Here is a 22,177-nt window from a genome sequence, read left to right on the forward strand (position 1 = left end):
AATCCAATGACGGACCTCCCCATCCTGTCTCCTCCCGAAGCGCGTGTGCTCGGCTGCCTCATCGAGAAGAAGGAGCTGACGCCGGACGTCTATCCGTTGACCCTCAACGCAGCGCTTGCCGCCGCCAACCAGAAGACGGCGCGCGAGCCCGGCATGGCGCTGGAGCAGACAGAGGTGCACCGGGCGCTAAAGCTGCTCGAGCAGAAGGGGCTGGTGCGGCAGATGTTCGGCTCCCGCGTCGAGCGCTACGAGCACCAGATGGCGCAGCGCTTCTCGCTGACCACGCCGCAGACCGCCTTGGTCGGCCTGCTTTTGCTGCGCGGGCCGCAGACGGCGCATGAATTGTTGGCACGCAGCGAGCGCATGGCAAGGTTTTCATCGATCGAGGATTTGCGCGGTGAACTCGATATGCTGATCGGCCGTCGACCGCCGCTCGTTCAGGAAATCCCGCGCGGTCCAGGCCAACGCGAGGACCGCTATGTGCATCTCCTCGCCGGGCCGGTTGACGTTGCGGCCCTGTCGGCGCAGCGCACTGCATCGGCCGTGCCCGCTTCCGACCTCGAAGCGAGAGTGGAGGCGCTGGAGCAGGAAGTCGCAGCCCTTCGCGCCCGGCTCGACGCGCTGGGCGCCTGAGCGCTCGAGGGTGCCCGGCGCGACCATGCGCGCCGGGATGCCGGGGTCTCAGCCGAGCCTGGCGTCGAGCGATACGTTGATGGCGCCCAGCGCTTTGGAAACAGGGCATTCGGCCTTGGCCTTCTCGGCCAATTCCTTGAACTTCGCGGCGTCGATGCCGGGCACCTTGCCGACAAGGGTGATCGCGCTGCCCGTGATGCCGGTGCCGGGAACCAGCGTCACCACGGCCTTGGCGTCGAGCTCGGCTGCCGGGGTGCCGTTCTCGGCCAGGAAATGCGACAGCTGCATGGCGTAGCAGCCGGCGTGCGCGGCCGCGATCAGCTCTTCCGGATTGGTGCCGGATTTGCCGCTCTCGTCCTCGAAGCGTGCCTTGAACGAATAGGGCGTGCCGTTCAGGGTCCCGCTCTGGCTGTCGAGCGTGCCTTTGCCGTCCTTCAGATTGCCCTTCCAGACGGCGGTTGCGGTGCGGTCCATGAATTCCTCCTTGGTTGTCGTGAACTTGTCCAGGTGAGCTCAGCGTCCGGCCAACTATAACGCGGGCATGCGCGAAGACCACTGCGCTGTTTGGACCACGGCGTGATGACGGTTCATTCCTTTCGAAAAAAAACCGCGTGCAAAAATGTCGGCTTCCATTCGGCCCGGCCGTCCTGCGGGCGACCACGGGATTGTGGCCGGATGGAGGTTCACATGGACAATCTGTTTTTCGCAATATGGAAGACCCCGGGCCGCAAGGCTCAACGACGGCAAGACTTCTGGCTGGAGCCACCGCCGTCCGGTGTCCGCAGGCTGCTGGCGGCTGTCGCCATCATCGCGGTCGCGGCATGCCTTCTCGACCATGCGGCAGCGGTCGAAAGCAAGGCTGACACGCTCGTCACCGCATCCTATGATTCATCGCAGCAAGGGAGCGCGAAATGAAATATGTCTGCCTGGTCTATGGTGAGGAGAAAGACCTCTACGCGCTCACCCCGGAAGGATCGGCCAAGCTCGACGCCGATTCGCTGGCCTATGACCGGTCCTTGGACCAACAAGGCAAGCTCATCGTCGCGCAGGCGCTGCAATCGGTGAAGACCTCGAAGACCGTGCGCCGTCGCAAGGGCAAGCGGCTGGTCACCGACGGCCCGTTCGCCGAAACCAAGGAGCAGTTGCTCGGCTTCGTCATGATCGAGGCGAAGGACCTCCAGGAGGCACTGGACATCGCCGGCGGCATTCCGCTGGCCGAACTCGGCACGATCGAGGTCCGGGCGATCTATGACGTGCCCGGGTCATAGATGGCGCGGCGGGTCAGATCGCCTCGCCCTTCAAAAGGCGCGGCGTGCCGGCTGAAAGCCCCGACGCCTGGCGGATGAAGAATTCCTTCAGCCGCGGCATGCGCTCGACCAGGCCGAGGCCGATATCGCGCACCGCGCGCAGCGGACCGATGTCGTTGGAAAACAGCCGGTTCAGCACATCTGTCGTGACGCCCATCTGCACCGTGTCGAAACGACGCCATTGCTGGTAGCGCTCGAGCACGTCGAGCGCGCCAATATCCTGGCCCAGCCGGTCGGCCTCGACGATCACCTCGGCCAGGGCGGCGACATCCTTGAAGCCGAGATTGAGGCCCTGGCCGGCGATCGGATGGATGCCGTGGGCGGCATCGCCGGCAAGCGCCACGCGCGGCGCGACGAAGGCGCGCGCGATGGTAAGACCCAGCGGCCAGGCGCGCGGCTTGTCGGCGACGCGGATCTCGCCAAGCTTGAGGCCGAAACGCTGTTCCAGCTCATGCTCGAAGAGGAGGTCGTCGCCGGCGACCAGCGTCTGAGCATCTTCCGACCGCTCGACCCAGACGATCGACGAGCGGTTGGAGCCGTCCTCGCCCGGCTTCAGCGGCAGCGTGGCGAAGGGGCCGGCGGGCAGGAAATGCTCTTCGGCACGGCCGTTGTGGGGCCGTTCATGTGCCACGGTGCAGACGATGCCGGACTGGCCGTATTCCCACTTCACCGTCTTGATGCCGGCCATGTCACGCAGCTTCGAATTGACGCCGTCGGCGGCGACCAGCAGCCGCGCCTTCAGCGTCGCGCCGTCGGCCAAATGCACGGTGATGCCTGCACCATTGGTTTCGAACCCTTGCACGGCAACGCCTTCGATGATGTCGACGCCGAGCTGTTCGGCGCTGCGGCGCAAGGCGCCGTTCAGCACCCGGTTGGCCACCATATGTGCGAAGGGCTCGCCCGGCGCCACCTCGCCGTCGAAAGTGAGGAAGACCGGGCGCACAGGATCGGCGGCACGCGAATCGGTGATGATCATCTCGGTGATTGCCTGCGCCTCCGGCGCGATCTCGGCCCAGACGCCGAGCCGCTCGAGCATGCGGCAGGCGGCCGCCGCAATGGCCGAGGCACGCCCGTCCCTCTGCCAGGAGCCGGCGGGTGCGGCATCGACCAGGGCCACGGCAAGCTCCGGTTGCGCCTGTTTCAGCGACACGGCGGCAGCCAGGCCGACATAGCCGGCGCCGGCGACCAGAACATCGAGCCCGGACCTGGTTTTCGCCTCTGCCTTGCCTTCCATGGTCTTCGCTCCTTGCAAGCCAGCCTGCCATCCGCCCTTGACGGCCCGTCCTTCCTGTCGGAAACCCGCCGAGGAAATCTTGAGGCGAGGTCACGACACATGACGGCGGCCATGGACGAGCTTCTGCGCATTCTCGACCTCGAGAGGCTGGAACACAATCTGTATCGTGGTCGCAGCCCCCAGGTGGAGTGGCAGCGCGTGTTCGGCGGCCAGACCATCGCCCAGGCGCTGGTGGCGGCGCAGCGGACCGTCGAGCCCGACCGCTACGTGCATTCGCTGCACGGCTATTTTATGCGGCCGGGCGACATCAAGGTGCCGATCATCTACGAGGTCGACCGCATCCGCGACGGCGGCTCCTTCACCACCCGCCGGGTGCTGGCGATCCAGCACGGGAACGCGATCTTCTCGCTGGAGGCCTCGTTCCAGGTCGATGAGAAGGGGCTGGAGCACCAGTTCGCTTTGCCCGACGACGTGCCGCCGCCGGAAGGGCTGAAGACGCAGCGCCAACTGCTCGAAAAGGCCGACCGGGTGCCGGAAGCGGTGCGACGCTTCTGGGCGCGCGAGCGGCCGCTGGAGCTCAGGCCGGTCAATCTCCAGCACTATGAAAGCCGTGACAAGCTGCCGCCCCGGCAGAATGTCTGGATCCGCCTCGCCGGTCCCGTCCCAGACGACCGCGCGCTGCAATCGGTGTTGCTCGCCTACCTTTCCGACATGACGCTGCTCGACACCTCGACCTTCGCGCATGGGCGCGGGCTGTTCGATCCCGACATCCAGGCGGCCAGCCTCGACCATTCGATGTGGTTCCACCGCCCGCATTCGCTTGACGGCTGGCTGCTCTACGCGCAGGACAGCCCCTCGAGCTCGGGATCGCGCGGATTCAGCCGCGGCACGCTTTATGCCCGCGACGGCACGCTGATCGCCTCGATGGCCCAGGAAGGCTTGATCCGGCTCAAGCGTTGAGCAGTCCTTTCGACCAAAGCCTGCCAAATAGGCGTTTTCAGAAAATTGCTTAATTATTGAGCAGAAGCTGTGCCGCGCCCATCGGCACGGTGCGATTGCGGGCGCGTCAATTCCTTTGTTTACAACCAGTTAACACGCTGCTTCGGCAATTGGCACGGAGCTTGAATCCTCGTCGGCACTCTCCGGCTCCTCGGGATCGGTGAAGGTGTGCAAACGCGGGGGACCGCAACAGCAAAAGGGTGAAACCTTATGAAAATCGTGATGGCAATCATCAAGCCGTTCAAGCTCGACGAGGTACGCGAAGCGCTTACCGCCGTCGGCATCCAGGGCCTGACCGTCACCGAAGTCAAAGGCTACGGGCGTCAGAAGGGGCACACGGAAATCTATCGCGGTGCGGAATACGCGGTCAGTTTCCTGCCGAAGATCAAGATCGAGGTCGCGGTCAGCGCCGACATGGTCGACAAGGCCGTGGAGGCCATCACCGCAGCCGCCAAGACCGGTCAGATCGGCGACGGCAAGATCTTCGTTTTCGGCATCGACCAGGCGGTGCGCATCCGCACCGGCGAAACAGACACCGACGCGCTCTGAAGCGGCGAACACGTATTCCAATGGAGAGTTCAATGAATATTCCTTCCACCTTGAAGAAGACGGGACGCGCCGCCCTTTTTGGCTCGCTCGCTCTCGCAGCGTTGGGCAGCGTCGCCGCCCTCGCGCAGGAAGCGGCTCCGGCCGCGGCTGCCGCTGCCCCGGCCGCTCCCACCCCGGTGCTCGACACCGGCAACACCGCCTGGATGCTGACTTCGACGGCGCTGGTGCTGATGATGACCATCCCCGGCCTGGCACTGTTCTACGGCGGCATGGTGCGCAAGAAGAACGTGCTTGCCACCGTCATGCAGAGCTTCGCCATCACCTGCCTGGTGACGGTGCTGTGGTTCATGTTCGGCTATTCGCTGGCCTTTTCCGACGGCGGCGGCATGAATGCCTATCTCGGCGGCTTCTCGAAATTCTTCCATCACGGCATCACCACCTCGACGCTGTGGGCGCCGGGCGTGGCCAACATCCCTGAATTCGTCTTCTCGATGTTCCAGATGACCTTCGCCATCATCACCCCGGCCCTGATCGCCGGCGCCTTTGCCGAGCGCATGAAGTTCTCGGCCCTGCTGATCTTCATGGCGCTGTGGCTGCTGGTCGTCTATGCGCCGATCGCGCATTGGGTCTGGGGCGGCGGCTTCCTCGGCGCTGCCGGCGTGCTCGACTTCGCCGGCGGCACGGTCGTCCATATCAATGCCGGTGTCGCGGGTCTCGTCTGCGCCCTGGTCCTGGGCAAGCGCGAAGGCTACGGCACCACCAACATGGCGCCGCATAACCTGGTCTATTCCGTGATCGGCGCTTCGCTGCTGTGGGTCGGCTGGTTCGGCTTCAACGCCGGTTCGGAACTCGCCGCCGACGGCCTCGCCGGTGCCGCGATGCTCAACACCCAGGTTGCCACCGCAGCAGCGGCGCTGGCCTGGATGTTCGCCGAATGGATCGTCGCCAAGAAGCCCTCAGTGCTCGGCATCATCTCCGGCGCCGTCGCCGGCCTTGTCGCGGTGACGCCGGCTTCCGGCTTCGTCAACCCGACGGGCGCCTTCATCGTCGGCATCGTCGCCGGCGTCGTCTGCTACATCTCGGCGGTCAAGGTAAAGCACATGTTCGGCTATGACGACTCGCTCGATGCCTTCGGTGTCCATGGCGTCGGCGGCGTGGTCGGCGCATTGCTGACCGGCGTGCTCGCCGACCCGGCAATCAACAGCCTCTCCTCGGGCGCGTCGATCGGCAAGCAGCTCTACGGCATCGTCTTCACCATCCTGTGGACGGCAATCGCCACCTTCGTCATCCTCTACATCGTCAAGGCGCTCGTCGGCCTGCGTCCGTCGACCCAGGAGGAGGTCGAGGGTCTCGACATCAGCCAGCACGGCGAAGTGGTGCCGTAAGGCCTCTTTGCCATGGGACCGGCGGACCTCCTCCCGCCGGTCCCATCTCTTTCGGTAATCACGTACGGAAAACCGCTGCACGTCTTCCGGAACTGTTTTGAAATCCCGTCGTGACGCTCCGCAAGGTGCTCACGCCTTGAGGCCCGGATCGCTCCGGGCCTCTTTTTTGGAGCCCGTTTGGTTGGACGAGCGCAATCACGTTTGCGTGATTGAGATTTTCGAGGAAACATCGGCCGTTTTGGCATCGAACTCCCGAGCACGACCACTGTTCGGCGGTCGTTGCAAACAATAGGGAAGGAAACTATCCAATGAACGTCAAGAATATCTGTCTCGGCGCGCTCGCTCTTTCCATGGTCAGCGGCATGGCATTTGCCGGGGCTCTCGACGAACCCGACAATATGGCCCCGTTCTTCACCGATTCCAGCATGAAAACCATGAAGCCGATGGCGGAATTCAAGACCGCTTTCATGGCCATGCCAATGGAAAAGCAGGATGCGATGAAGAAGGAATGCCAGGACGCGGCGATGAGCAAGCCGCACGCCGAGTTCTGCGCCAACGTCCAGGCGCTCGGCGGAGCCAACTGAGACCGCGGCGGATCAGGCCCACCGAGCCTGGTCACCCTGCCGTTGCCGATGCAGAAATGGCGGGCCGTGAGGCTCGCCATTGTTATTTGCGGCAGGCGGCTGGGGCCCTTGCCATGGTTAATGCGGCCTTAACCTTCCCACGCATAGTCTGGCAGCCAAATCTGCCGAAGTGCGTCACGCGCTCGGGCCAGGCAATCACTGACGGGGAAGAGCATGCGTTCAGGGGCTTCAGCACCGCTCGCGCTGACCGATACGGGGCACGGCATCCAGGCATTCGCGCGACGCCAGGTCGGCCGGCTGGTCGGCGCCGGCATGTTCGCGTTCACCGCTTTCGGCGTCGCCAGCCTGGCCACCTGGAATGTCGCCGACCCGAGCTTCTCGCACGCCACAGCCAACACCGTCACCAACGCCATGGGCTATGCGGGTGCTGTCTTCTCCGACATCGCCATGCAGTTCTTCGGCCTTGCCGCCGTGGCGGCGCTGGTTCCGGCCGTGATCTGGGGATATCTCCTGTTTTCGGCGCGTGGCGTCGACAGGCTGCCCAGGCGCGGTCTGTTCTGGTTCGGCTTTGCCCTGCTGGCCGCTGCGATCGCCGGCTGCGTGGTGCCGCCCAAGACCTGGCCGCTGCCGACCGGGCTCGGCGGCGTGTTCGGCGACATGGTACTGAAGATTCCGGGCGTCGTCATCGGTGGCTATCCGACCGGGCTGGTGGCCAGCGTACTCGCCATTCTGATGGCCGGTCCGGCGCTATGGCTGTTCGCCTACGGTTCGGCGCTGATCGCGCGCAAGAACGGTTTCGCCGTCATGGAGGAACCGGCCGCCGCCGATCAGCGTGAGGATGAGCTGCTGTTCGACAATGACGAGGATGAAGGCGACGAAGGCATGCTGGCGCTCGGCGCAATGACCCATTGGTGGCTTTCGTTCCGCGCCTGGATGCACCGCCGGGCCGTGCGCCGCAGGCAGCGGCGGGACGAATTCGAGCCGGGAATTGAGCCGCGCGCCAGCGCATGGCGGCGTGCCGCCGAACGGGTCGAATCGGCCGAGTTCGCCGAGCAGCGGATGAGCCCGGATGGCCGTGCCCGCGTCGAACCGGAATTCTTCGCCGCCATGGTCAACGACCGCAGCGTTTCCGTCGATCCGGACGATGACGTCTTCGACGATCGCTTCGACACCGGCGATGACGATGTCGATTTCGACGATGAACCCCTCGTCCAGCGTCGCGCGGCTTCCACCGCCAAAGTCCAGCCGTTCCGCTCGGATGCCGCCACGCGCGTTGAAGCGCCGGCGCCGCGCCCGGCTCCGGGTGTGCGCGTCCAGCGCGAGGCGCAGACCTCGTTGATCGGCTCGGAAAAATTCGAGATGCCGTCGCTGCATTTCCTGTCCGAACCGAAGAACGTCGCGCGCGACCCGAGCCTCTCGAAAGACGCGCTGGAACAGAACGCCCGCCTGCTCGAAGGCGTGCTGGAGGATTTCGGCGTCAAGGGCGAGATCATCCATGTCCGCCCCGGCCCCGTCGTCACGCTCTATGAGCTGGAGCCTGCGCCAGGCATCAAATCATCGCGCGTCATCGGCCTCTCCGACGACATCGCCCGCTCGATGAGCGCCATCGCCTGCCGCGTCGCCGTGGTGCCGGGCCGCAACGCCATCGGCATCGAATTGCCGAACGCCAAGCGCGAGACGGTGTATCTTAGGGAAATCATGGCCAGCCGCGATTTCGAGACCACCAAGGCCAAGCTGGCGCTGGCGCTGGGCAAGACCATCAACGGCGAGGCGGTCATCGTCGATATCGCCAAGATGCCGCACGTCTTGGTCGCCGGCACCACCGGCTCGGGCAAGTCGGTCGCCATCAACACCATGATCCTGTCGCTGCTCTACCGGCTGACGCCGCAGGAATGCCGGCTGATCATGATCGATCCCAAGATGCTGGAGCTCTCGGTCTATGACGGCATCCCGCACCTTTTGACGCCTGTCGTCACCGACCCGAAGAAGGCGGTGGTTGCGCTGAAATGGACCGTGCGGGAGATGGAAGACCGCTACCGCAAGATGTCGAAGGTCGGCGTGCGCAATATCGACGGTTTCAACGCACGCGTCCAACAGGCGGAGAAGAAGGGCGAAAAGATCTCGCGCACGGTGCAGACCGGCTTCGACCGCCAGACCGGCGAGGCGATTTACGAGACCGAGAATCTCGACCTCGAGCCGATGCCCTACATCGTCGTCATCATCGACGAAATGGCCGATCTGATGATGGTTGCCGGCAAGGACATCGAGGGTGCCGTCCAGCGCCTGGCGCAGATGGCGCGCGCCGCCGGCATCCATGTCATCATGGCGACGCAACGTCCGTCTGTCGACGTGATCACCGGTACCATCAAGGCCAACTTCCCCACCCGCATCTCCTTCCAGGTGACGTCGAAGATCGACAGCCGCACCATCTTGGGCGAGCAAGGCGCCGAGCAGCTGCTCGGCATGGGCGACATGCTCTACATGGCCGGCGGCGGCCGCATCCAGCGCGTGCACGGCCCGTTCGTCTCCGACGACGAGGTCGAGAAGATCGTCGCGCATCTGAAGCTGCAGGGCGTGCCGGAATATCTCGACGCCATCACCGAGGACGATGATGAGGACGAGGACGAGCCCTCCGGCAAGGGCGGCTCGGGCGGCGGCGGCGGCAATTTCGAGGATTCCGACGATCCTTACGACCAGGCGGTGTCCGTGGTGTTGCGCGACGGCAAGGCCTCGACCAGCTACATCCAGCGGCGTCTGGGCATCGGCTACAACCGCGCCGCTTCGATCATCGAGAAGATGGAAAAAGAAGGCATTGTCGGCCCCGCCAACCATGCCGGAAAACGCGAGATCCTGGTGCCGACCGAAGAGGACAAATTCTGATCGCGACAAATACCGGCGGCAACTTTGAACCTTCTGGCGCGTTCAAGCGGTCAAGCAGTGTTCGCGCCGTCAAACTTCAGCCCAACTGGGGGTTCAGGACAACAACAAATCAGGATTCAAGATGAGAGTGACCGACATGAAAAACGATCTTTCCGCGCTCGGCGATCTTGCCCCGACGCGCCGTCAGTTGCTTGGCCTCGGCCTAGTGCTCGCGGGCGCTGCCGCCCTCAACGTGGTGCCCGGATTCGAGCTGCTGGCATCCGCGCAGGCGGCCGTGCCGGCGGCCGCGCAGAAGATCGCCGATCATTTTTCCTCGGTTAAGTCGATGAGCGGCGAATTCGTGCAGTTCGGCCCCAAGGGCGAACAGACCGGCGGCAAGTTCTTCCTGGAAAGACCGGGCAAGATCCGCTTCAATTATGACGGATCCTCGAATTTCCGGGTGATTTCGGACGGCAAGTCGGTGGTCATCCTCAACAAGAAACTGAACACGTCCGATCTTTATCCCTTGTCGAAGACGCCGCTGAAACTGTTGCTCGACGACCGGATCGATCTCTCCGGAAACCGCGTCAAGAGCGTCAAGGAAGAGGACGACCTCACCACCATCCAGCTCTCGGACAAGTCGGTGTTCGGCAATGCGCGGATCACCATGATGTTCGATCCGAAGACCTATGATCTGCGCCAGTGGACGATCACCGATGCGCAGGGCAAGGACACCACGGTGATGATCTTCAACACCAAGGAAGGCGTCAGCTTCGCTCCCGACACGTTTGCCATCGACTATACGGCCAATCGCGAGCTGAATACGAAAACCAGATAGCTTTCCTCGCGCTGGCGAAGCCTTTCGTGCAGTTTCGGCGGCGCGGCGCCGACCTCCGCAACTGCTGCAATGCTTGTCTTTATGGCGCGGGGCTGGCAGTAGTTCGGCGATCTTTCGCCGGACCCGCCAAATGCCCTTTTCCATCGCCACCTGGAACATAAATTCCGTTCGCCTGCGCATGCCGATCATCGAGCGCCTGCTCGATGAATACGCACCCGATGTGCTTTGCCTGCAGGAAACAAAAGTTCCCGACGAGCTGTTCCCCGAAAAGGCCTTCCGCAGGCTCGGCTACGGGCACATCGCCTTTCACGGTCAGAAGGGCTATCACGGCGTGGCGACGGTCGCGCGCCGGCCGATCGCGGTGGTCGAGAAGCGCCGCTTCTGCGACATCGACGACAGCCGGCATTTGTCGGTGACCGTGCGGGCCGGCGGCAAGACGATCCTGCTGCACAATTTCTACGTTCCGGCGGGCGGTGACGAACCGGACCCGGAAGTCAACCGCAAATTCAGGCACAAGCTCGATTTCGTCGCCGAGATGAACGCAATCCGCGCCGAACACAGCGAAGTGTCCGCCTCGGTCCTGGTCGGCGACCTCAACATCGCGCCGCTCGAACACGATGTCTGGTCGCATAAGCAACTGCTCAACGTGGTCAGCCATACGCCGGTCGAGACGGAGAGTTTCGAGGCCATGCGGCTGGCCGGCGACTGGGTCGACCTGATGCGGCTCAACGTGCCATCAGAACAGAAGCTCTACACCTGGTGGAGCTACCGCGCGCAGGACTGGGAGGCATCCAACCGCGGCCGGCGGCTTGACCATGTCTGGTCGTCACCGAACCTGGTGCCTGATTTCACCGGCTACGAAATCCTGCGGGCGGCGCGTGGCTGGGAACGTCCCTCGGACCATGTTCCGGTCATCGCGCGGTTCAACCTGGACTGATCAGCCGGGCCGGCGCTTTTCCCACTCCGGCGACAATTGCGTCAAGCCGCTCGGTCGCCATGATGAAGGGCAGGTCATTTTCGGTGGCGCGAACCAGCCGGAACTCCACCTGTCTCTCCCGTTCACTCGAAAAAGCGCGGCGCCAGCTTCTCGATGCGGTGGATCATTGCCTGAAAGTCTTCCAGGATGCGCTGGTGGAGCTGTGCCGCCAAATCCGGATATTCCTCCAGGATGCGGCGGAACATCTTTCGGCTGAGCCGGATCACCTCCGAATCGACCGCGGCCGATGCACTGGTCAGCCGGTTGGTGTCGGCGATCAGCGCCAGTTCGCTCAGCATGGTGCCGGGGCCGGCCGTGCCGATAGGGATGCGTTCGCCTGTCTGCTCGCGGTAGAGCACGATCTCTCCGCTGACCACGATATAGGCCGAATCAGCCATATCGTCCTCGCGATAGAGCTTGTGGTCTGCCTGCAGCAGCATGGTCTCGGCGCCGAAGGCGAGCAGGCGCAATTGTTCCTGCGTGAAGCCCTCGAAAAGCCTCACGGCTGACAGGATGCGGATGTCATCATCCAGCGCCATCTAGCTGTGTCCCCGAACGGTCAGTCCAATCCCTCCCCTGCGGTGCGATCCAGAATCCCGCTCCAACAGGATCGCACCCAAAAGCAGCCCCGCCCAGACCGCTTATTGGATAATAAAAAGTTTAAGGAACCAGCTTGTAGCCACCGCTTTCTGTCACAAGAATTTCCGCATTGGAAGGATCGCGCTCGATCTTCTGGCGGAGGCGATACACATGGGTTTCCAGCGTGTGCGTGGTAACGCCGGAATTGTAGCCCCACACCTCCTCGAGCAGCACGTCGCGCGTCACCACCTTCTGGTCGGCGCGGTAGAGATATTTGATGATCGAGGCCTCCTTCTCCGTCAGCCGCACCTTTGCGCCGCGTGGGTCGATCAGCAGCTTCTGGCTTGGCTTGAAGGTGTAGGGGCCGACCGAGAAGGTGGCGTCCTCGCTTTGCTCGTGCTGGCGCAGCTGCGCGCGGATGCGCGCCAAAAGCACCGCGAAGCGGAACGGCTTCGTCACGTAGTCGTTGGCGCCGGCCTCGAGGCCGAGGATCGTGTCCGAATCGGTGTCGTGGCCGGTCAGCATGATGATGGGCGCCTTGTAGCCGCCCTTGCGCAGGATCTTCACCGCTTCGCGGCCGTCCATGTCGGGCAGGCCGACATCCATGATCAGCAGGTCGATGAGGCCGCCACGCGCCGCGGCGACGCCTTTTGCCGCAGTGGACTCCTGCAGCACGTCGAATTCCTCATAAAGGGACAATTGCTCGACCAACGTGCCGCGCAGGTCGTCATCGTCGTCGACGATCAGGATGGTTCGTGAAGTCATGGATCAATCCGTTGTTTTGAAAAGAAAATTCAGTTGACCGCTGCCTGTTTATGCGGAAGCTGACCGGCACAACAGCCGATCACAGTGATTTGTTCCGTGGCACGATCATACAAGAAAAAACACGATCGCAATGCAGCCGGCGCAATTTTGCGAAAAGGACTGCGGGTGCTGACCGTGCGGGCGAGGCCCGGCCGTCCCAGCCAGGGGCTGCTGCAGGCGGGCAGAACGGTGTTTGCCTGCGCGCTGGGGCGTGGCGGCATCTCGGCGGGCAAGCGCGAAGGCGACGGCGCCACGCCGCTTGGCCAAATGCGGATCCTGTCGGGTTATTTCCGGGGAGACCACTTCTCCAGCGGCCGCATCACCCGGCTGGCGATGACGCCAATCGGGCCTGATCTCGGCTGGTGCGAAGTGCCCGACGACCGAAACTATAACAGGCCAGTCAAGATCCCCTACGGCGCCAGCCACGAACGCATGCGGCGCGACGACAGGCTCTATGATGCCTGCCTTGTGCTCGACTGGAATATAACGCCGCGCCGCCGCGGACGCGGCAGCGCCATCTTCTTCCACCTGGCGCGCACGGGCTTCACGCCCACGCAAGGCTGCGTCGCGGTGACCGCACGCACGATGGCGCGCCTTTTGCCGCTGCTGTCGGACCGGACGGTGGTGAGGGTGGTAAGGTAGGGAATGGTGTAGGGAATAGGCAGTAGGCAGTAGGGTTCTCTTTCTATTGCCTACTCCTAATTCCTATTCCCTTTCCTTACCTGCCAGCCGATGTCGAGCAGGCCCAGCCGGCCGAGTTCGCGGTCCATGGCGCGGGAGACGTCTTTGCGCGTGGCGCCAACATCGCGCAACTGGCGATCCGACAGGTCCTCGATGTCGTCCTGCGGCAGGCTTGCCGCGACCTTGGCCTGGCGGAGCCAGTCGAACGCGGCGATCAGCCAGTTCAGCCGGCTCGCGGGAGCTCTCAAAGCTATGTGAGACATGATACGGTTCCTTCCATCCGGACATAAAATCCGGTTTGATATTGGTTCGATGGTCGCATCATGCCCGATTGAAAGATTGGAGAGAAACGAGTAGTTCTTTTCGGATTATCAAGTTTTCTTTGAGGATCAGGACGCCATGACCGCGTCTGTTCTGGGGCCACGCTGATAGCCCGCCTGGTGCCGGGAACCCGGGCGCTGAGGACGCTGGAGGCAGCGGCCCGGCATCTCAATTTCACCCGGGCCGCCGACGAACTCGGCCTGACACCAGCCGCCGTCAGCCACCAGATCAAGGAGATCGAAGACCAGCTCGGCATCGTCCTGTTCACGCGCTCCAGCCGCAGCATCCGGCTGACGGAGGCCGGAACGGTGCTGTTCGAGGCCTCTGCCGATGCGCTCGACCTGCTTGGCAAGGCCGTCTCGCGGGCACAGAAGATGACGCGCGGCACGACGCTGCTGAAAGTGACGCTCGACGCCCAATTCGCGACGAAATGGCTGATGCGGCGGGTCGAGGATTTTCGAAAAAAACATGAAGGCATCGAACTCAGGTTCGACATCGCCTACGGATTGCGGGATTTCGACCTTGACGATGTCGATGTCGGCATCCGCTTCGGCGCCGGCAGATATCCGGGACTTTGCGCGCATCGGCTGTTCGACAACGTCATCATCCCGGTATGCAGCCCGAGCCTGCTGGCGTCAGGTCCGCCGCTGCGCGAACCGCGCGATCTCTTCCATCACACGCTTGCCCATATCGAATGGGCGCGTCAGGGCGTGACCTGGCCGAACTGGCGCATGTGGATGGCGGCAGCCGGCGTCGACGATTTCGACGACAGCCGCACCATCGTTTTCGGCACCTCGGCCGACGCGGTCCAGGCGGCGATGGAGGGCAGCGCCGTGGCGCTCGCCGATTTCGCCATGGTGGCCAACGACCTTTCCGAAGGTAGGTTGGTGCGGCCTTTCGAACTCGGCATCAAGGTCGCGCCGGAATTCGCCTATTTCCTGGTCTATCCCAAGGAACTGGTGAACGATCCGCGTATCGTTGCCTTTCGCACGTGGATTCTGGAGGAAATGGCAAAATCCCAAACCGCGGACAGGGTGTAGCGGAGGCCGCCACCCTGCAGGCGCCGCTGCGTTCAACTCGCCGCGGCACCGAACCAGCCGACCACGGCGCCGATGATCAACAGCACGCCAAGCCAGTGGCCGCCGTCGATGACGGTCAGGTCCCAGCCGAAATTCTCGTAGCGATGATTGACCGACAGCGTGGTTGCGACGAAGCCGAGCCAAAGCACGAAACCGAAGACCAGTCCCGCCAGCAATGTCGGCTCGCCGCCCGTCACCGCGCCGACGACCAGGGCCATCACAAGCGCCATGACCAACTCGGCGATGAAAGAGATGAGGAATGGCAGCAACGATTTCTTCATGGTCGCCGGATCGAGTTTTGCAGCCTTCAGCCATGGCTTGCTCAAACCGGTGTACCAGCCGGCGCCGAACAGCCACGCCAGGATTGTGGCGACGATCACCGCCAGCCAGTTAACCGCTGAAAAATCCATGATATTCCCCTCTGATACGGAGCTCATGGAAACGCCTGTTCAGTGGCGGCGTCAAGCCGGGCGCTCGGTGCTCCACCGCCAGACGGTGGTGCGTTTTATTTCGGCATCCTCGAGCGCCCGCGTCACCGGCACCTGGCAGACGCCAAGCGGTTCCAGCCCCGACCGCGGCAGATAGGAGCGGCCGGGATCGCCGATCAGGATATCGGCGCCGCGCCGCTTCAGAGCCGCGAACCAGGGCGTCAGCCGGTCTGCGAACGGCTTGTCGTAGAAGACATCGCCGGCAAGAACCACGTCCCAGTCCGCATCCGTTCCGACGCAGTCATCCTGGACGAATTCGACGGCGACGCCATTGGCTTGCGCATTGAGGCGGACCGCCGTGGCGCAGAACGGGTCGATGTCGGCGGCGGTCACCCCTGCCGCGCCGGCTTTGGCTGCGGCGATGGCGACGAGACCGGAGCCGGAGGCGAAGTCGAGCACGCGCTTGCCCCGCACCATGGCCGGGTTGTCGATGATATGGCGGGCAAGCCCCTGGCCGCCGGCCCAGGCAAAGGCCCAGAAAGGCGGCGGCAGCCCGATCTCGACCAGCTCGTCCTCCGTCCGCTGCCACAGATCATGCGCCTCGTCGGCAAGATACAGCGCAATCTCCGGCACATGCGGCGGCGCCATCAGCGCCGTATTGTCGAGGATGAAGCGTTCCGCGCTATGGCTCGTGAGAACCGTCACGGAGCCGGTGTCAGACCACCCATGCGGCAGACTTCCTTCCATTCGGCCGGAGTCACCGGCTGCACGGAAAGCCGGCCGAGCCGCACCAGCGCCATGTCGGCGAGCTTGGGATTGGCCTTGACCTGCTCCAGCGTCGGCGGGTTGGGCACATCCTTGAAGGCGCGGATGTCGACGCATTCCCAGCGCGGATCGTCCGATGTGGTGTCGGGATGAGCCAGTGCGCACACTTCGGCGATGCCGACCACGTTCAGCCCCTCGTTGGAGTGGTAGAAGAAGCCGAGATCACCAATCTGCATGGCCTTCATGTTGTTGCGCGCCGCATAGTTGCGCACGCCGTCCCATTGCGTGCCTGCCTTGCCCTTGGCCTTCAACGCCTCGAACGAGAAGACCGAGGGTTCGGATTTGAACAACCAGTAGTTCATTCGTATTGCTCCTCCAGCCTTGTGCCGATTAATTAGCCGCCGGCTTGTTGAAGGTCCAGTTCCACTGGCGGACCTCGACGCTTTCGAACAGTCCCGCCTTGGCATAGGGATCGGCTGCCGACAGCGCCTGCGCGCCTGCCATGTCAGGCGCTTCGACGACGACGAGGCTGCCGTTGGACTTGCCGTCGGCGTCGAGGAACGGACCGGCGAAGGCCAGCTTCTTGTCGCTGTTCAGCCCTTCGAGAAAAGCGAGGTGCTCCGGCCGCGTATCGATGCGCACTTGCGTGCTTCCGGGCTTGTCCTTGCAAATCAACGCGAACAACATGTCTCTGTCTCCTGATGCTGGAATCAATCGTCGGTTTCGGTCTTCAGCGGCCGGGTCATCAAGGCCGCCACAGCCTGCCGGATGGTGATGGTGCCGTCCAGTATGGCGGCGACGGCGGCGATGATAGGCGCGTCGATGCCGCGCTCGGTGGCGATGCGGGCGGCGATCGCCGCCGTCGGCACGCCTTCCGCCAGCGGCAGCCCGCCAACCGGCTTGCCCTGGCCGAGCGCCAGTCCGTAGGCGAAGTTGCGCGATTGCGTGGACGAGCAGGTGAGCAGCAGGTCGCCAAGGCCGGAAAGCCCCATCAACGTCTCGGGTCTGGCGCCGAAGGCGGCACCGATGCGGCGCAGTTCGACGAAGCCGCGCGTCACCATGGCGGCCTGGGCACTGGCGCCAAGCCCGGCGCCAGTGACGGCACCCGCGGCGATGGCGAAGACGTTCTTCAAGGCGCCGCCGATCTCGACGCCGATCAAATCATCATTCGAATAGCAGCGCAGATTTTCCGCCGAGAAGCGCGCGGCAAGCTTGGCCGCCAGCGCCTCGTCCCGGGCGGCAACCACCACCGCGGTCGGCAAGCCCCGGGCAACGTCCGTGGCGAAGCTCGGACCGGACAGAGCGGCGACCGGATTCCGCGGCAGGATTTCCCGGACGATCGCCGACAGCAAGGCGCCGGTATCGCGCTCGATGCCCTTGGCGCATAGCACCAGCGGGACGCCGGCCGGCATATGGCCGTTGGCGTGAGCAAGCATCGCCCGCAACGATTGCGCCGGCGTCACCGCCAGCACGCAATCGGCACCGTCGAGCGCGGCTTGGATGTTGCTCGTCGCCACGATGCCGGCCTGGAGCGCGATGCCAGGCAGATAGCGTCGATTTTCGCCGTGATCGATCGCGGCGACGGTCTCCGGGTCGCGCGCATAAAGGCGGACGAAATGGCCGGCGCGCAGCATGGCCAGCGCCAGAGCGGTACCCCAGGCCCCGCCACCGAGCACGGCAACGCGCCAGCCGGTTGGCGCGGTCTCGATGCCGCTCCTGCCCTCCTTGCTCATGCCCTCCTTGTTCATGCCTTGGCCCCGCGCCGGCCCGAGCCGACCATCGGCGCGGAGATGCTGTCCAGCGGCCAGCGCGAGCGCGGCACGAAATCGAAGCCGTTTTCTTGCGCCAGGCCTTCGCGCATCCGCTCGATGCCGGCCCAGGCGATCATTGCCGCATTGTCGGTGCAAAGTTTCAGCGGTGGCGCGACGAAGGCGAAGCGCGCCTCGGCGCACAGCCGTTCCAGCGTCGCCTTGATCGTATGGTTGGCGGCGACGCCGCCGGCGACGACCAGCGCCGGCGCGGCCGTGTCGGGGAATTCCCGGCGGAACCGGGCGAGCGCGCGCGAGACACGGTCGCCCAGCGCGTCGGCCACCGCCGCCTGGAAGGACGCGCAGATGTCGGCGACGTCCCGGTCGCTCAAGGGCTCGATCGCGCTCGCCGCCTGGCGCACGGCGGTCTTCAGGCCGGAGAACGAAAAATCGGGCTGCGCCGATCCCTTCATCGGACGCGGGAAGGCAAAACGACCCGCATCGCCCGATGCCGCCGCCTTCTCGACATTGGGACCGCCGGGATAGGGTAGGCCAAGCATCTTGGCCGTCTTGTCGAATGCTTCGCCGAGCGCGTCGTCGATGGTCGTCGCCCAGCGTTGGTAGTCGCCAACGCCGCGCACGGCCAGGATCTGTGTGTGGCCGCCGGAGACCAGCAGCAGGAGATAGGGAAAGTCGAGCCCATCGGTCAGCCGCGCCGTCAAGGCATGGCCTTCGAGATGGTTGACGGCGATCAGCGGCTTGCCGGTTGCGGCCGCGATCGCCTTGGCCGTCATCAGCCCGACGATGAGGCCCCCGACGAGGCCCGGACCTGCGGTCGCGGCGATGGCGTCGATGTCGGCCAGCGCCACGCCCGAATCGGCAAGGGCTGCCTCGACAATGCCGTCCAGGGCCTCGACATGGGCGCGCGCGGCGATCTCCGGCACAACCCCGCCGAAGGCGGCATGCTCCTCGATCTGCGACAGCACGATATTGGACAGGATTTTGGGCGCGGCATCGCCCTCCAACGCCACGACGCTGGCGGCGGTCTCGTCACAACTCGTTTCAATGCCCAGAACGCGGATCAATTGGTCGCTGTCCCCAAGGATTGTGTATCGGGGCATTCCCCGGTAGGAGACGCCCGGAAAAGGCGACTTCGCCTGCCGGGGGTTATCACGGACCGCGCGCCATGCAAACAATCTTGAAGATCGGAACACGCGGCAGCCCGCTGGCGCTGGCGCAGGCGCAGGAAACCCAGGCGCGGCTTATGGCGGCGCATGGTTTGCCGCAAGAAGCGTTCGAAATCGTCGTCATCTCGACCAGCGGCGACCGCATCCAGGACCGGCCGCTGTCGGAAGCTGGCGGCAAGGGCCTGTTCACCAAGGAGATCGAGGAGGCGCTGCTCGCTCGCGCGGTCGACATTGCCGTGCATTCCTCGAAGGACATGCCGACGCAGTTGCCCGATGGGCTGGAGCTGTCTGCTTTTCTGCCGCGCGAGGACGCGCGCGATGCTTTCGTCGGCAAGGCGGCTAAGACGATTGCAGACCTGCCGCGTGGCGCCAAAGTCGGCTCGTCGTCGCTCAGGCGGCAGGCGCTGATCCGCCGCATGCGGCCGGATCTCGACGTGGTGATGTTTCGTGGCAATGTGCAGACGCGGCTGCGCAAGCTCGATGAAGGCGTCGCCGCCGGCACCATCCTCGCCCATGCCGGGCTGAAGCGGCTCGGGCTCGGCCACGTGGTCACCGATCTGATCCCGCTCGACATCTTTCCGCCGGCGCCGGGCCAAGGCGCGATCGGCATCGAAACCCGCATAGGCGATGGCGACGTCGAACAGATGCTGGCGGCCATCCACGACCTGCCGACCGGACAGGCGCTGGCTTGCGAGCGCGCTTTCCTGGCGGCCCTCGACGGCTCCTGTCGCACGCCGATTGCCGGTCATGCCGTGATAGACGGCGCGGACCTTTCTTTCGCGGGATTGATCATCTCGCCTGATGGCACGCAGTCGCACATGGTCGAGATGAAAGGCCCGGCGCTGGATGCCGCCCGCATCGGTGAAGAGGCGGCAAGGACGGTGCGGGCCAGGGCCGGCGAGACATTCTTCGACGGCTGGGCCTGACGGTGCAGCGCGTTCTGGTGACGCGGCCTCAACCGGGCGCCTCCCGCACCGCGCGACTGCTCAAGGACATGGGGTTTCTACCGGTGCTTTTGCCGCTGACCGAGACGGTGGCCTTGCCGATCGATACGGACCTCGTCATCGGCAATGCCGTGGCCGTTGCGGTGACCAGCGCCAATGGCGTGCGCTTTGCGCCTAAGGAGGTCGTCGCCCAGCTTTCGGACTTGCCTTGCCATGCCGTCGGCAAGAGGACCGCGCAAGCCGCGCGTGAAGCAGGATTTTTGTCCGTCAGCGAAGGTCCCGGCAATGCCGAAGGTCTTGCCGGCAGTCTTGCCGGCGAATTCCAGGGCAAGACCATTGTCTATCTCTGCGGACGCGTGCGCTTCCCGGCATTCGAGCAGCGGCTGCAAGCTGCCGATGTCGGGGTCCGCCCCGTCGAGACATACGACACGCTCGCCGTGACCTATTCGGACGAGGCCGTGCTTGCCCGTCTGTCGGGGCAAACCGCGGATGCGGTGCTGCTCTATTCCACCAGGGCGGCTGCCGCGCTGCAGGCCCTGGTCAGGCGGCCTGCGCTGCACGAAGCCTTTGACAAGACGCGGGTTTTTGCCCTGTCGCATCGCATCGCCGCCGTCCTTGGCGACGTCCCTGGCGACCGTATCCACATAGCCGCGCGGCCCGACGAGGGTGCGCTGCTTTCGCTTTTGCGGCCCCGGTCCTGAGCCGCGTCATCACACCGCCCCTTTTCACCGCTTGGTGATGTGCTAGACCCTCTTTGAACCATCCCCAAGCGAATTTGCGGAGCCCAAGCATGGTGAAGACGCCGAAGATGCGACATTCGAAAAGCCGCCGCGAGCCGGTGACCATCGAACTTGAGCCCGGCGCCGTTTCCCGCATCGCCGACGAGAATGCCGCCAGGGCCGGGGCGCAAACCGACGAGGCCAAGGCGGAGGAAGCCGCGAACGCCTCGCAGCCGGAGGCGCCCGAAGAGCCTGTGCACGCCGACCAGACCGATCTAGAACCCTGGGAGCACGCCGAGGCGACAGCGCCCCGATCGGAACGATCCGCGGAAAGCGCCGCCAAGGCGGACGAACCGGCGGCAGCCTACCCCGGTTCCCCGGAGGACGCCGCTGGCAAGGCCGGCGCCTTCGATTACAGTTTCGAGGACGCTTCGGCGAAGCGCGCCGAACCTGAACCGGCCGGGCGGGTGACCGGCGCCTCGGCGGGGAACGGGAAAACCGCATCCGCACCGCCACCGCCGAAGCGGGTCAACGGCATCGCGGCCGGCATCATCGGCGGTGTCATCGCACTGGTCGGCGCCGGCGGATTGCAGTTCGCCGGCCTGCTCGGCGCGCCGGGGTCCGCTCCCAGCGTCTCGCTCGAAGGCGTCAACGGCGAAATCGCCGCGCTCAGAACCGAGATCGCGGATCTGAGGCAAGCCGGCGACGGCGGTGCGTCGGCCAAGGTCGACGGGTTGTCCGCGGCGTTGGATCAGGTCAGGACGGATGTCGCAGCGCTCAAATCGGCGGTCGAGCAAGGCGGAGCGGGCGACAATGCCGGGCTGGCCGCGCTTGGCGACAAGGTCAGGCAGATCGAGACGGCGGTTGCGGCGCTAGGCAAGGCCGGCAACCCGGCTCCAGTCGATCTCGGCCCGCTCAATGAAAGGCTGGCTGGCCTCGATGCGCTGGTCAAATCGGCCGGCGAGGCGGCGGCGAAGCAGGACGGCCGGCTCACCGCGCTGGAGCAGTCGGTGGCGCAGCTTTCCGGCAAGGTCGAGGCGCAGGCCGGACAGCCGAAGGTCGCGCTCGCCATCGCCGCTTCGGCACTGAAGGCGGCGCTCGACCGTGGCGCGCCGTTCGGTGCCGAACTCGAGACCTTCGCCGCGATCGCGCCGGACGCGCCGCAGCTTGCGGCTCTGCGCGCCTACGCGCAAAAGGGCGTCCAGACCCGCACCGAGATCGCATCGCAGATGGATGCCGCCGCCAACGCCATGGTCGCGGCGGCCACGCCGGTCGACGAAAATGCCGGGCTGCTGCAGAACCTTCTGTCGAGCGCCGAATCGCTGGTCAAGGTCCGGCCGATCGGCGCTGTCCAGGGCGCCGGCGCGCCGGAAACCATTGCGCGCATGGAGGTGGCGGTCAATCAGGGCGACTATGCCAAGGCGCTCACAGAATATGAGACGCTGCCCGCGCCTGCAAAGGCGGCCGGCGCCGATTTTGCCGGCAAGCTGAAGGCACGCATCGAGGTCGAGACGCTGATCGATGCGCTGATATCAGGCGCGATGAAGGCGTGAGGAAC

Annotated in this window: 26 protein-coding genes; 15 read left to right on the top strand and 11 right to left on the bottom strand. The window is 64.7% G+C overall.

Annotated features, from left to right (window positions below):
• Nucleotides 1-6 precede the first annotated feature (6 nt).
• Nucleotides 7-633 (top strand): YceH family protein, encoded by a 627-nt coding sequence (locus ACIU1A_RS26775; RefSeq protein ID WP_140554840.1) that lies wholly within the window; start codon nucleotides 7-9, stop codon nucleotides 631-633.
• Nucleotides 634-681: 48 nt separating this feature from the next.
• On the opposite strand, the gene ACIU1A_RS26780 is transcribed toward ACIU1A_RS26775, so the two are convergent.
• The gene (locus tag ACIU1A_RS26780; RefSeq protein WP_140492697.1) at nucleotides 682-1,107 is read right to left on the bottom strand and encodes an OsmC family protein; all 426 of its coding nucleotides are present in this window, start codon (nucleotides 1,105-1,107) and stop codon (nucleotides 682-684) included.
• 213 nt (nucleotides 1,108-1,320) lie between these two features.
• Between ACIU1A_RS26780 and ACIU1A_RS26785 the strand changes: the two genes are divergently transcribed.
• Nucleotides 1,321-1,548: a hypothetical protein gene (locus ACIU1A_RS26785; RefSeq protein WP_404925662.1), complete on the top strand. Its 228-nt coding sequence runs from the start codon at nucleotides 1,321-1,323 to the stop codon at nucleotides 1,546-1,548.
• Nucleotides 1,545-1,901, top strand: a complete 357-nt coding sequence (locus ACIU1A_RS26790; RefSeq protein ID WP_140492691.1) for a YciI family protein — start codon at nucleotides 1,545-1,547, stop codon at nucleotides 1,899-1,901. The genes ACIU1A_RS26785 and ACIU1A_RS26790 overlap by 4 nt, the downstream gene beginning before the upstream one ends.
• A 13-nt stretch (nucleotides 1,902-1,914) precedes the next feature.
• Here the strand turns inward: ACIU1A_RS26790 and ACIU1A_RS26795 are convergent, their stop codons facing one another.
• Nucleotides 1,915-3,174 carry a ubiquinone biosynthesis hydroxylase gene (locus ACIU1A_RS26795; RefSeq protein ID WP_404925663.1) on the bottom strand — a complete coding sequence of 420 codons (1,260 nt, stop codon included), beginning with the start codon at nucleotides 3,172-3,174 and terminating at the stop codon, nucleotides 1,915-1,917.
• A gap of 99 nt (nucleotides 3,175-3,273) precedes the next feature.
• Between ACIU1A_RS26795 and tesB the strand changes: the two genes are divergently transcribed.
• The 7 genes from tesB to ACIU1A_RS26830 all read left to right on the top strand — a co-directional run bounded on the left by tesB (nucleotide 3,274) and on the right by ACIU1A_RS26830 (nucleotide 11,325).
• On the top strand, nucleotides 3,274-4,134 hold the full coding sequence (tesB, locus tag ACIU1A_RS26800; protein WP_140524665.1) for an acyl-CoA thioesterase II: 861 nt from the start codon (nucleotides 3,274-3,276) through the stop codon (nucleotides 4,132-4,134).
• Between the two features lie 249 nt (nucleotides 4,135-4,383).
• Complete coding sequence (locus tag ACIU1A_RS26805; protein WP_013528889.1) at nucleotides 4,384-4,722, top strand: P-II family nitrogen regulator; 339 nt, start codon at nucleotides 4,384-4,386, stop codon at nucleotides 4,720-4,722.
• Between the two features lie 32 nt (nucleotides 4,723-4,754).
• Nucleotides 4,755-6,107, top strand: a complete 1,353-nt coding sequence (locus tag ACIU1A_RS26810; protein WP_140492683.1) for an ammonium transporter — start codon at nucleotides 4,755-4,757, stop codon at nucleotides 6,105-6,107.
• 308 nt (nucleotides 6,108-6,415) lie between these two features.
• Nucleotides 6,416-6,691, top strand: coding sequence for a hypothetical protein (locus ACIU1A_RS26815; RefSeq protein WP_140513949.1), 276 nt, complete (start codon nucleotides 6,416-6,418; stop codon nucleotides 6,689-6,691).
• 213 nt (nucleotides 6,692-6,904) lie between these two features.
• The gene (locus ACIU1A_RS26820; protein WP_404925664.1) at nucleotides 6,905-9,571 is read left to right on the top strand and encodes a DNA translocase FtsK; all 2,667 of its coding nucleotides are present in this window, start codon (nucleotides 6,905-6,907) and stop codon (nucleotides 9,569-9,571) included.
• A 136-nt stretch (nucleotides 9,572-9,707) separates the two neighbouring features.
• On the top strand, nucleotides 9,708-10,388 hold the full coding sequence (locus tag ACIU1A_RS26825; protein WP_140513951.1) for an outer membrane lipoprotein carrier protein LolA: 681 nt from the start codon (nucleotides 9,708-9,710) through the stop codon (nucleotides 10,386-10,388).
• Between the two features lie 130 nt (nucleotides 10,389-10,518).
• Entirely contained in the window at nucleotides 10,519-11,325 is an 807-nt protein-coding gene (locus ACIU1A_RS26830) for an exodeoxyribonuclease III (protein WP_140492674.1), read from the top strand.
• A 122-nt stretch (nucleotides 11,326-11,447) separates the two neighbouring features.
• Here ACIU1A_RS26830 and ACIU1A_RS26835 read toward each other — a convergent pair whose 3' ends face one another.
• Both ACIU1A_RS26835 and ACIU1A_RS26840 read right to left on the bottom strand, forming a co-directional pair.
• Nucleotides 11,448-11,903, bottom strand: coding sequence for a cyclic nucleotide-binding domain-containing protein (locus tag ACIU1A_RS26835; protein ID WP_404925665.1), 456 nt, complete (start codon nucleotides 11,901-11,903; stop codon nucleotides 11,448-11,450).
• A 121-nt stretch (nucleotides 11,904-12,024) separates the two neighbouring features.
• On the bottom strand, nucleotides 12,025-12,708 hold the full coding sequence (locus tag ACIU1A_RS26840) for a response regulator transcription factor (protein ID WP_091576052.1): 684 nt from the start codon (nucleotides 12,706-12,708) through the stop codon (nucleotides 12,025-12,027).
• Nucleotides 12,709-12,852: 144 nt separating this feature from the next.
• On the opposite strand from ACIU1A_RS26840, the gene ACIU1A_RS26845 reads away from it, so the two are divergent.
• Nucleotides 12,853-13,389, top strand: coding sequence for a L,D-transpeptidase (locus tag ACIU1A_RS26845; protein ID WP_404928021.1), 537 nt, complete (start codon nucleotides 12,853-12,855; stop codon nucleotides 13,387-13,389).
• Between the two features lie 56 nt (nucleotides 13,390-13,445).
• Here the strand turns inward: ACIU1A_RS26845 and ACIU1A_RS26850 are convergent, their stop codons facing one another.
• Nucleotides 13,446-13,691 (bottom strand): hypothetical protein, encoded by a 246-nt coding sequence (locus tag ACIU1A_RS26850; protein ID WP_404925667.1) that lies wholly within the window; start codon nucleotides 13,689-13,691, stop codon nucleotides 13,446-13,448.
• Nucleotides 13,692-13,856: 165 nt separating this feature from the next.
• Here ACIU1A_RS26850 and gcvA point away from each other — a divergent pair, with 165 nt between their 5' ends.
• On the top strand, nucleotides 13,857-14,789 hold the full coding sequence (gcvA, locus tag ACIU1A_RS26855; protein WP_140492662.1) for a transcriptional regulator GcvA: 933 nt from the start codon (nucleotides 13,857-13,859) through the stop codon (nucleotides 14,787-14,789).
• Between the two features lie 32 nt (nucleotides 14,790-14,821).
• Here gcvA and ACIU1A_RS26860 read toward each other — a convergent pair whose 3' ends face one another.
• Genes ACIU1A_RS26860 through tsaD form a run of 6 tightly spaced genes read right to left on the bottom strand, consistent with a single transcriptional unit; the run spans nucleotide 14,822 to nucleotide 18,851 of the window.
• Nucleotides 14,822-15,238, bottom strand: a complete 417-nt coding sequence (locus ACIU1A_RS26860; protein WP_404925668.1) for a DUF1761 domain-containing protein — start codon at nucleotides 15,236-15,238, stop codon at nucleotides 14,822-14,824.
• 51 nt (nucleotides 15,239-15,289) lie between these two features.
• On the bottom strand, nucleotides 15,290-16,003 hold the full coding sequence (locus tag ACIU1A_RS26865; protein WP_404925669.1) for a class I SAM-dependent methyltransferase: 714 nt from the start codon (nucleotides 16,001-16,003) through the stop codon (nucleotides 15,290-15,292).
• The gene (locus ACIU1A_RS26870; RefSeq protein ID WP_140492656.1) at nucleotides 15,958-16,383 is read right to left on the bottom strand and encodes an EVE domain-containing protein; all 426 of its coding nucleotides are present in this window, start codon (nucleotides 16,381-16,383) and stop codon (nucleotides 15,958-15,960) included. The genes ACIU1A_RS26865 and ACIU1A_RS26870 overlap by 46 nt, the downstream gene beginning before the upstream one ends.
• Before the next feature lie 28 nt (nucleotides 16,384-16,411).
• Nucleotides 16,412-16,708 (bottom strand): YciI-like protein, encoded by a 297-nt coding sequence (locus tag ACIU1A_RS26875; RefSeq protein WP_140492651.1) that lies wholly within the window; start codon nucleotides 16,706-16,708, stop codon nucleotides 16,412-16,414.
• Between the two features lie 23 nt (nucleotides 16,709-16,731).
• Complete coding sequence (locus tag ACIU1A_RS26880) at nucleotides 16,732-17,754, bottom strand: NAD(P)H-dependent glycerol-3-phosphate dehydrogenase (protein WP_404925670.1); 1,023 nt, start codon at nucleotides 17,752-17,754, stop codon at nucleotides 16,732-16,734.
• An 11-nt stretch (nucleotides 17,755-17,765) separates the two neighbouring features.
• A complete protein-coding gene (gene tsaD, locus ACIU1A_RS26885) occupies nucleotides 17,766-18,851 on the bottom strand; it encodes a tRNA (adenosine(37)-N6)-threonylcarbamoyltransferase complex transferase subunit TsaD (protein WP_404928022.1) in 1,086 nt (361 codons plus the stop codon).
• 104 nt (nucleotides 18,852-18,955) lie between these two features.
• On the opposite strand from tsaD, the gene hemC reads away from it, so the two are divergent.
• The 3 genes from hemC (at nucleotide 18,956) to ACIU1A_RS26900 (ending at nucleotide 22,172) form a co-directional block, all read left to right on the top strand.
• Nucleotides 18,956-19,882: a hydroxymethylbilane synthase gene (gene hemC, locus ACIU1A_RS26890; RefSeq protein ID WP_404925671.1), complete on the top strand. Its 927-nt coding sequence runs from the start codon at nucleotides 18,956-18,958 to the stop codon at nucleotides 19,880-19,882.
• Nucleotides 19,883-19,884: 2 nt separating this feature from the next.
• A complete protein-coding gene (locus ACIU1A_RS26895; protein ID WP_404925672.1) occupies nucleotides 19,885-20,601 on the top strand; it encodes a uroporphyrinogen-III synthase in 717 nt (238 codons plus the stop codon).
• Between the two features lie 89 nt (nucleotides 20,602-20,690).
• A complete protein-coding gene (locus ACIU1A_RS26900; RefSeq protein ID WP_404925673.1) occupies nucleotides 20,691-22,172 on the top strand; it encodes a COG4223 family protein in 1,482 nt (493 codons plus the stop codon).
• Nucleotides 22,173-22,177: the final 5 nt, after the last annotated feature.

This window comes from Mesorhizobium maamorense (assembly GCF_044998965.1).
Taxonomy (GTDB): domain Bacteria; phylum Pseudomonadota; class Alphaproteobacteria; order Rhizobiales; family Rhizobiaceae; genus Mesorhizobium.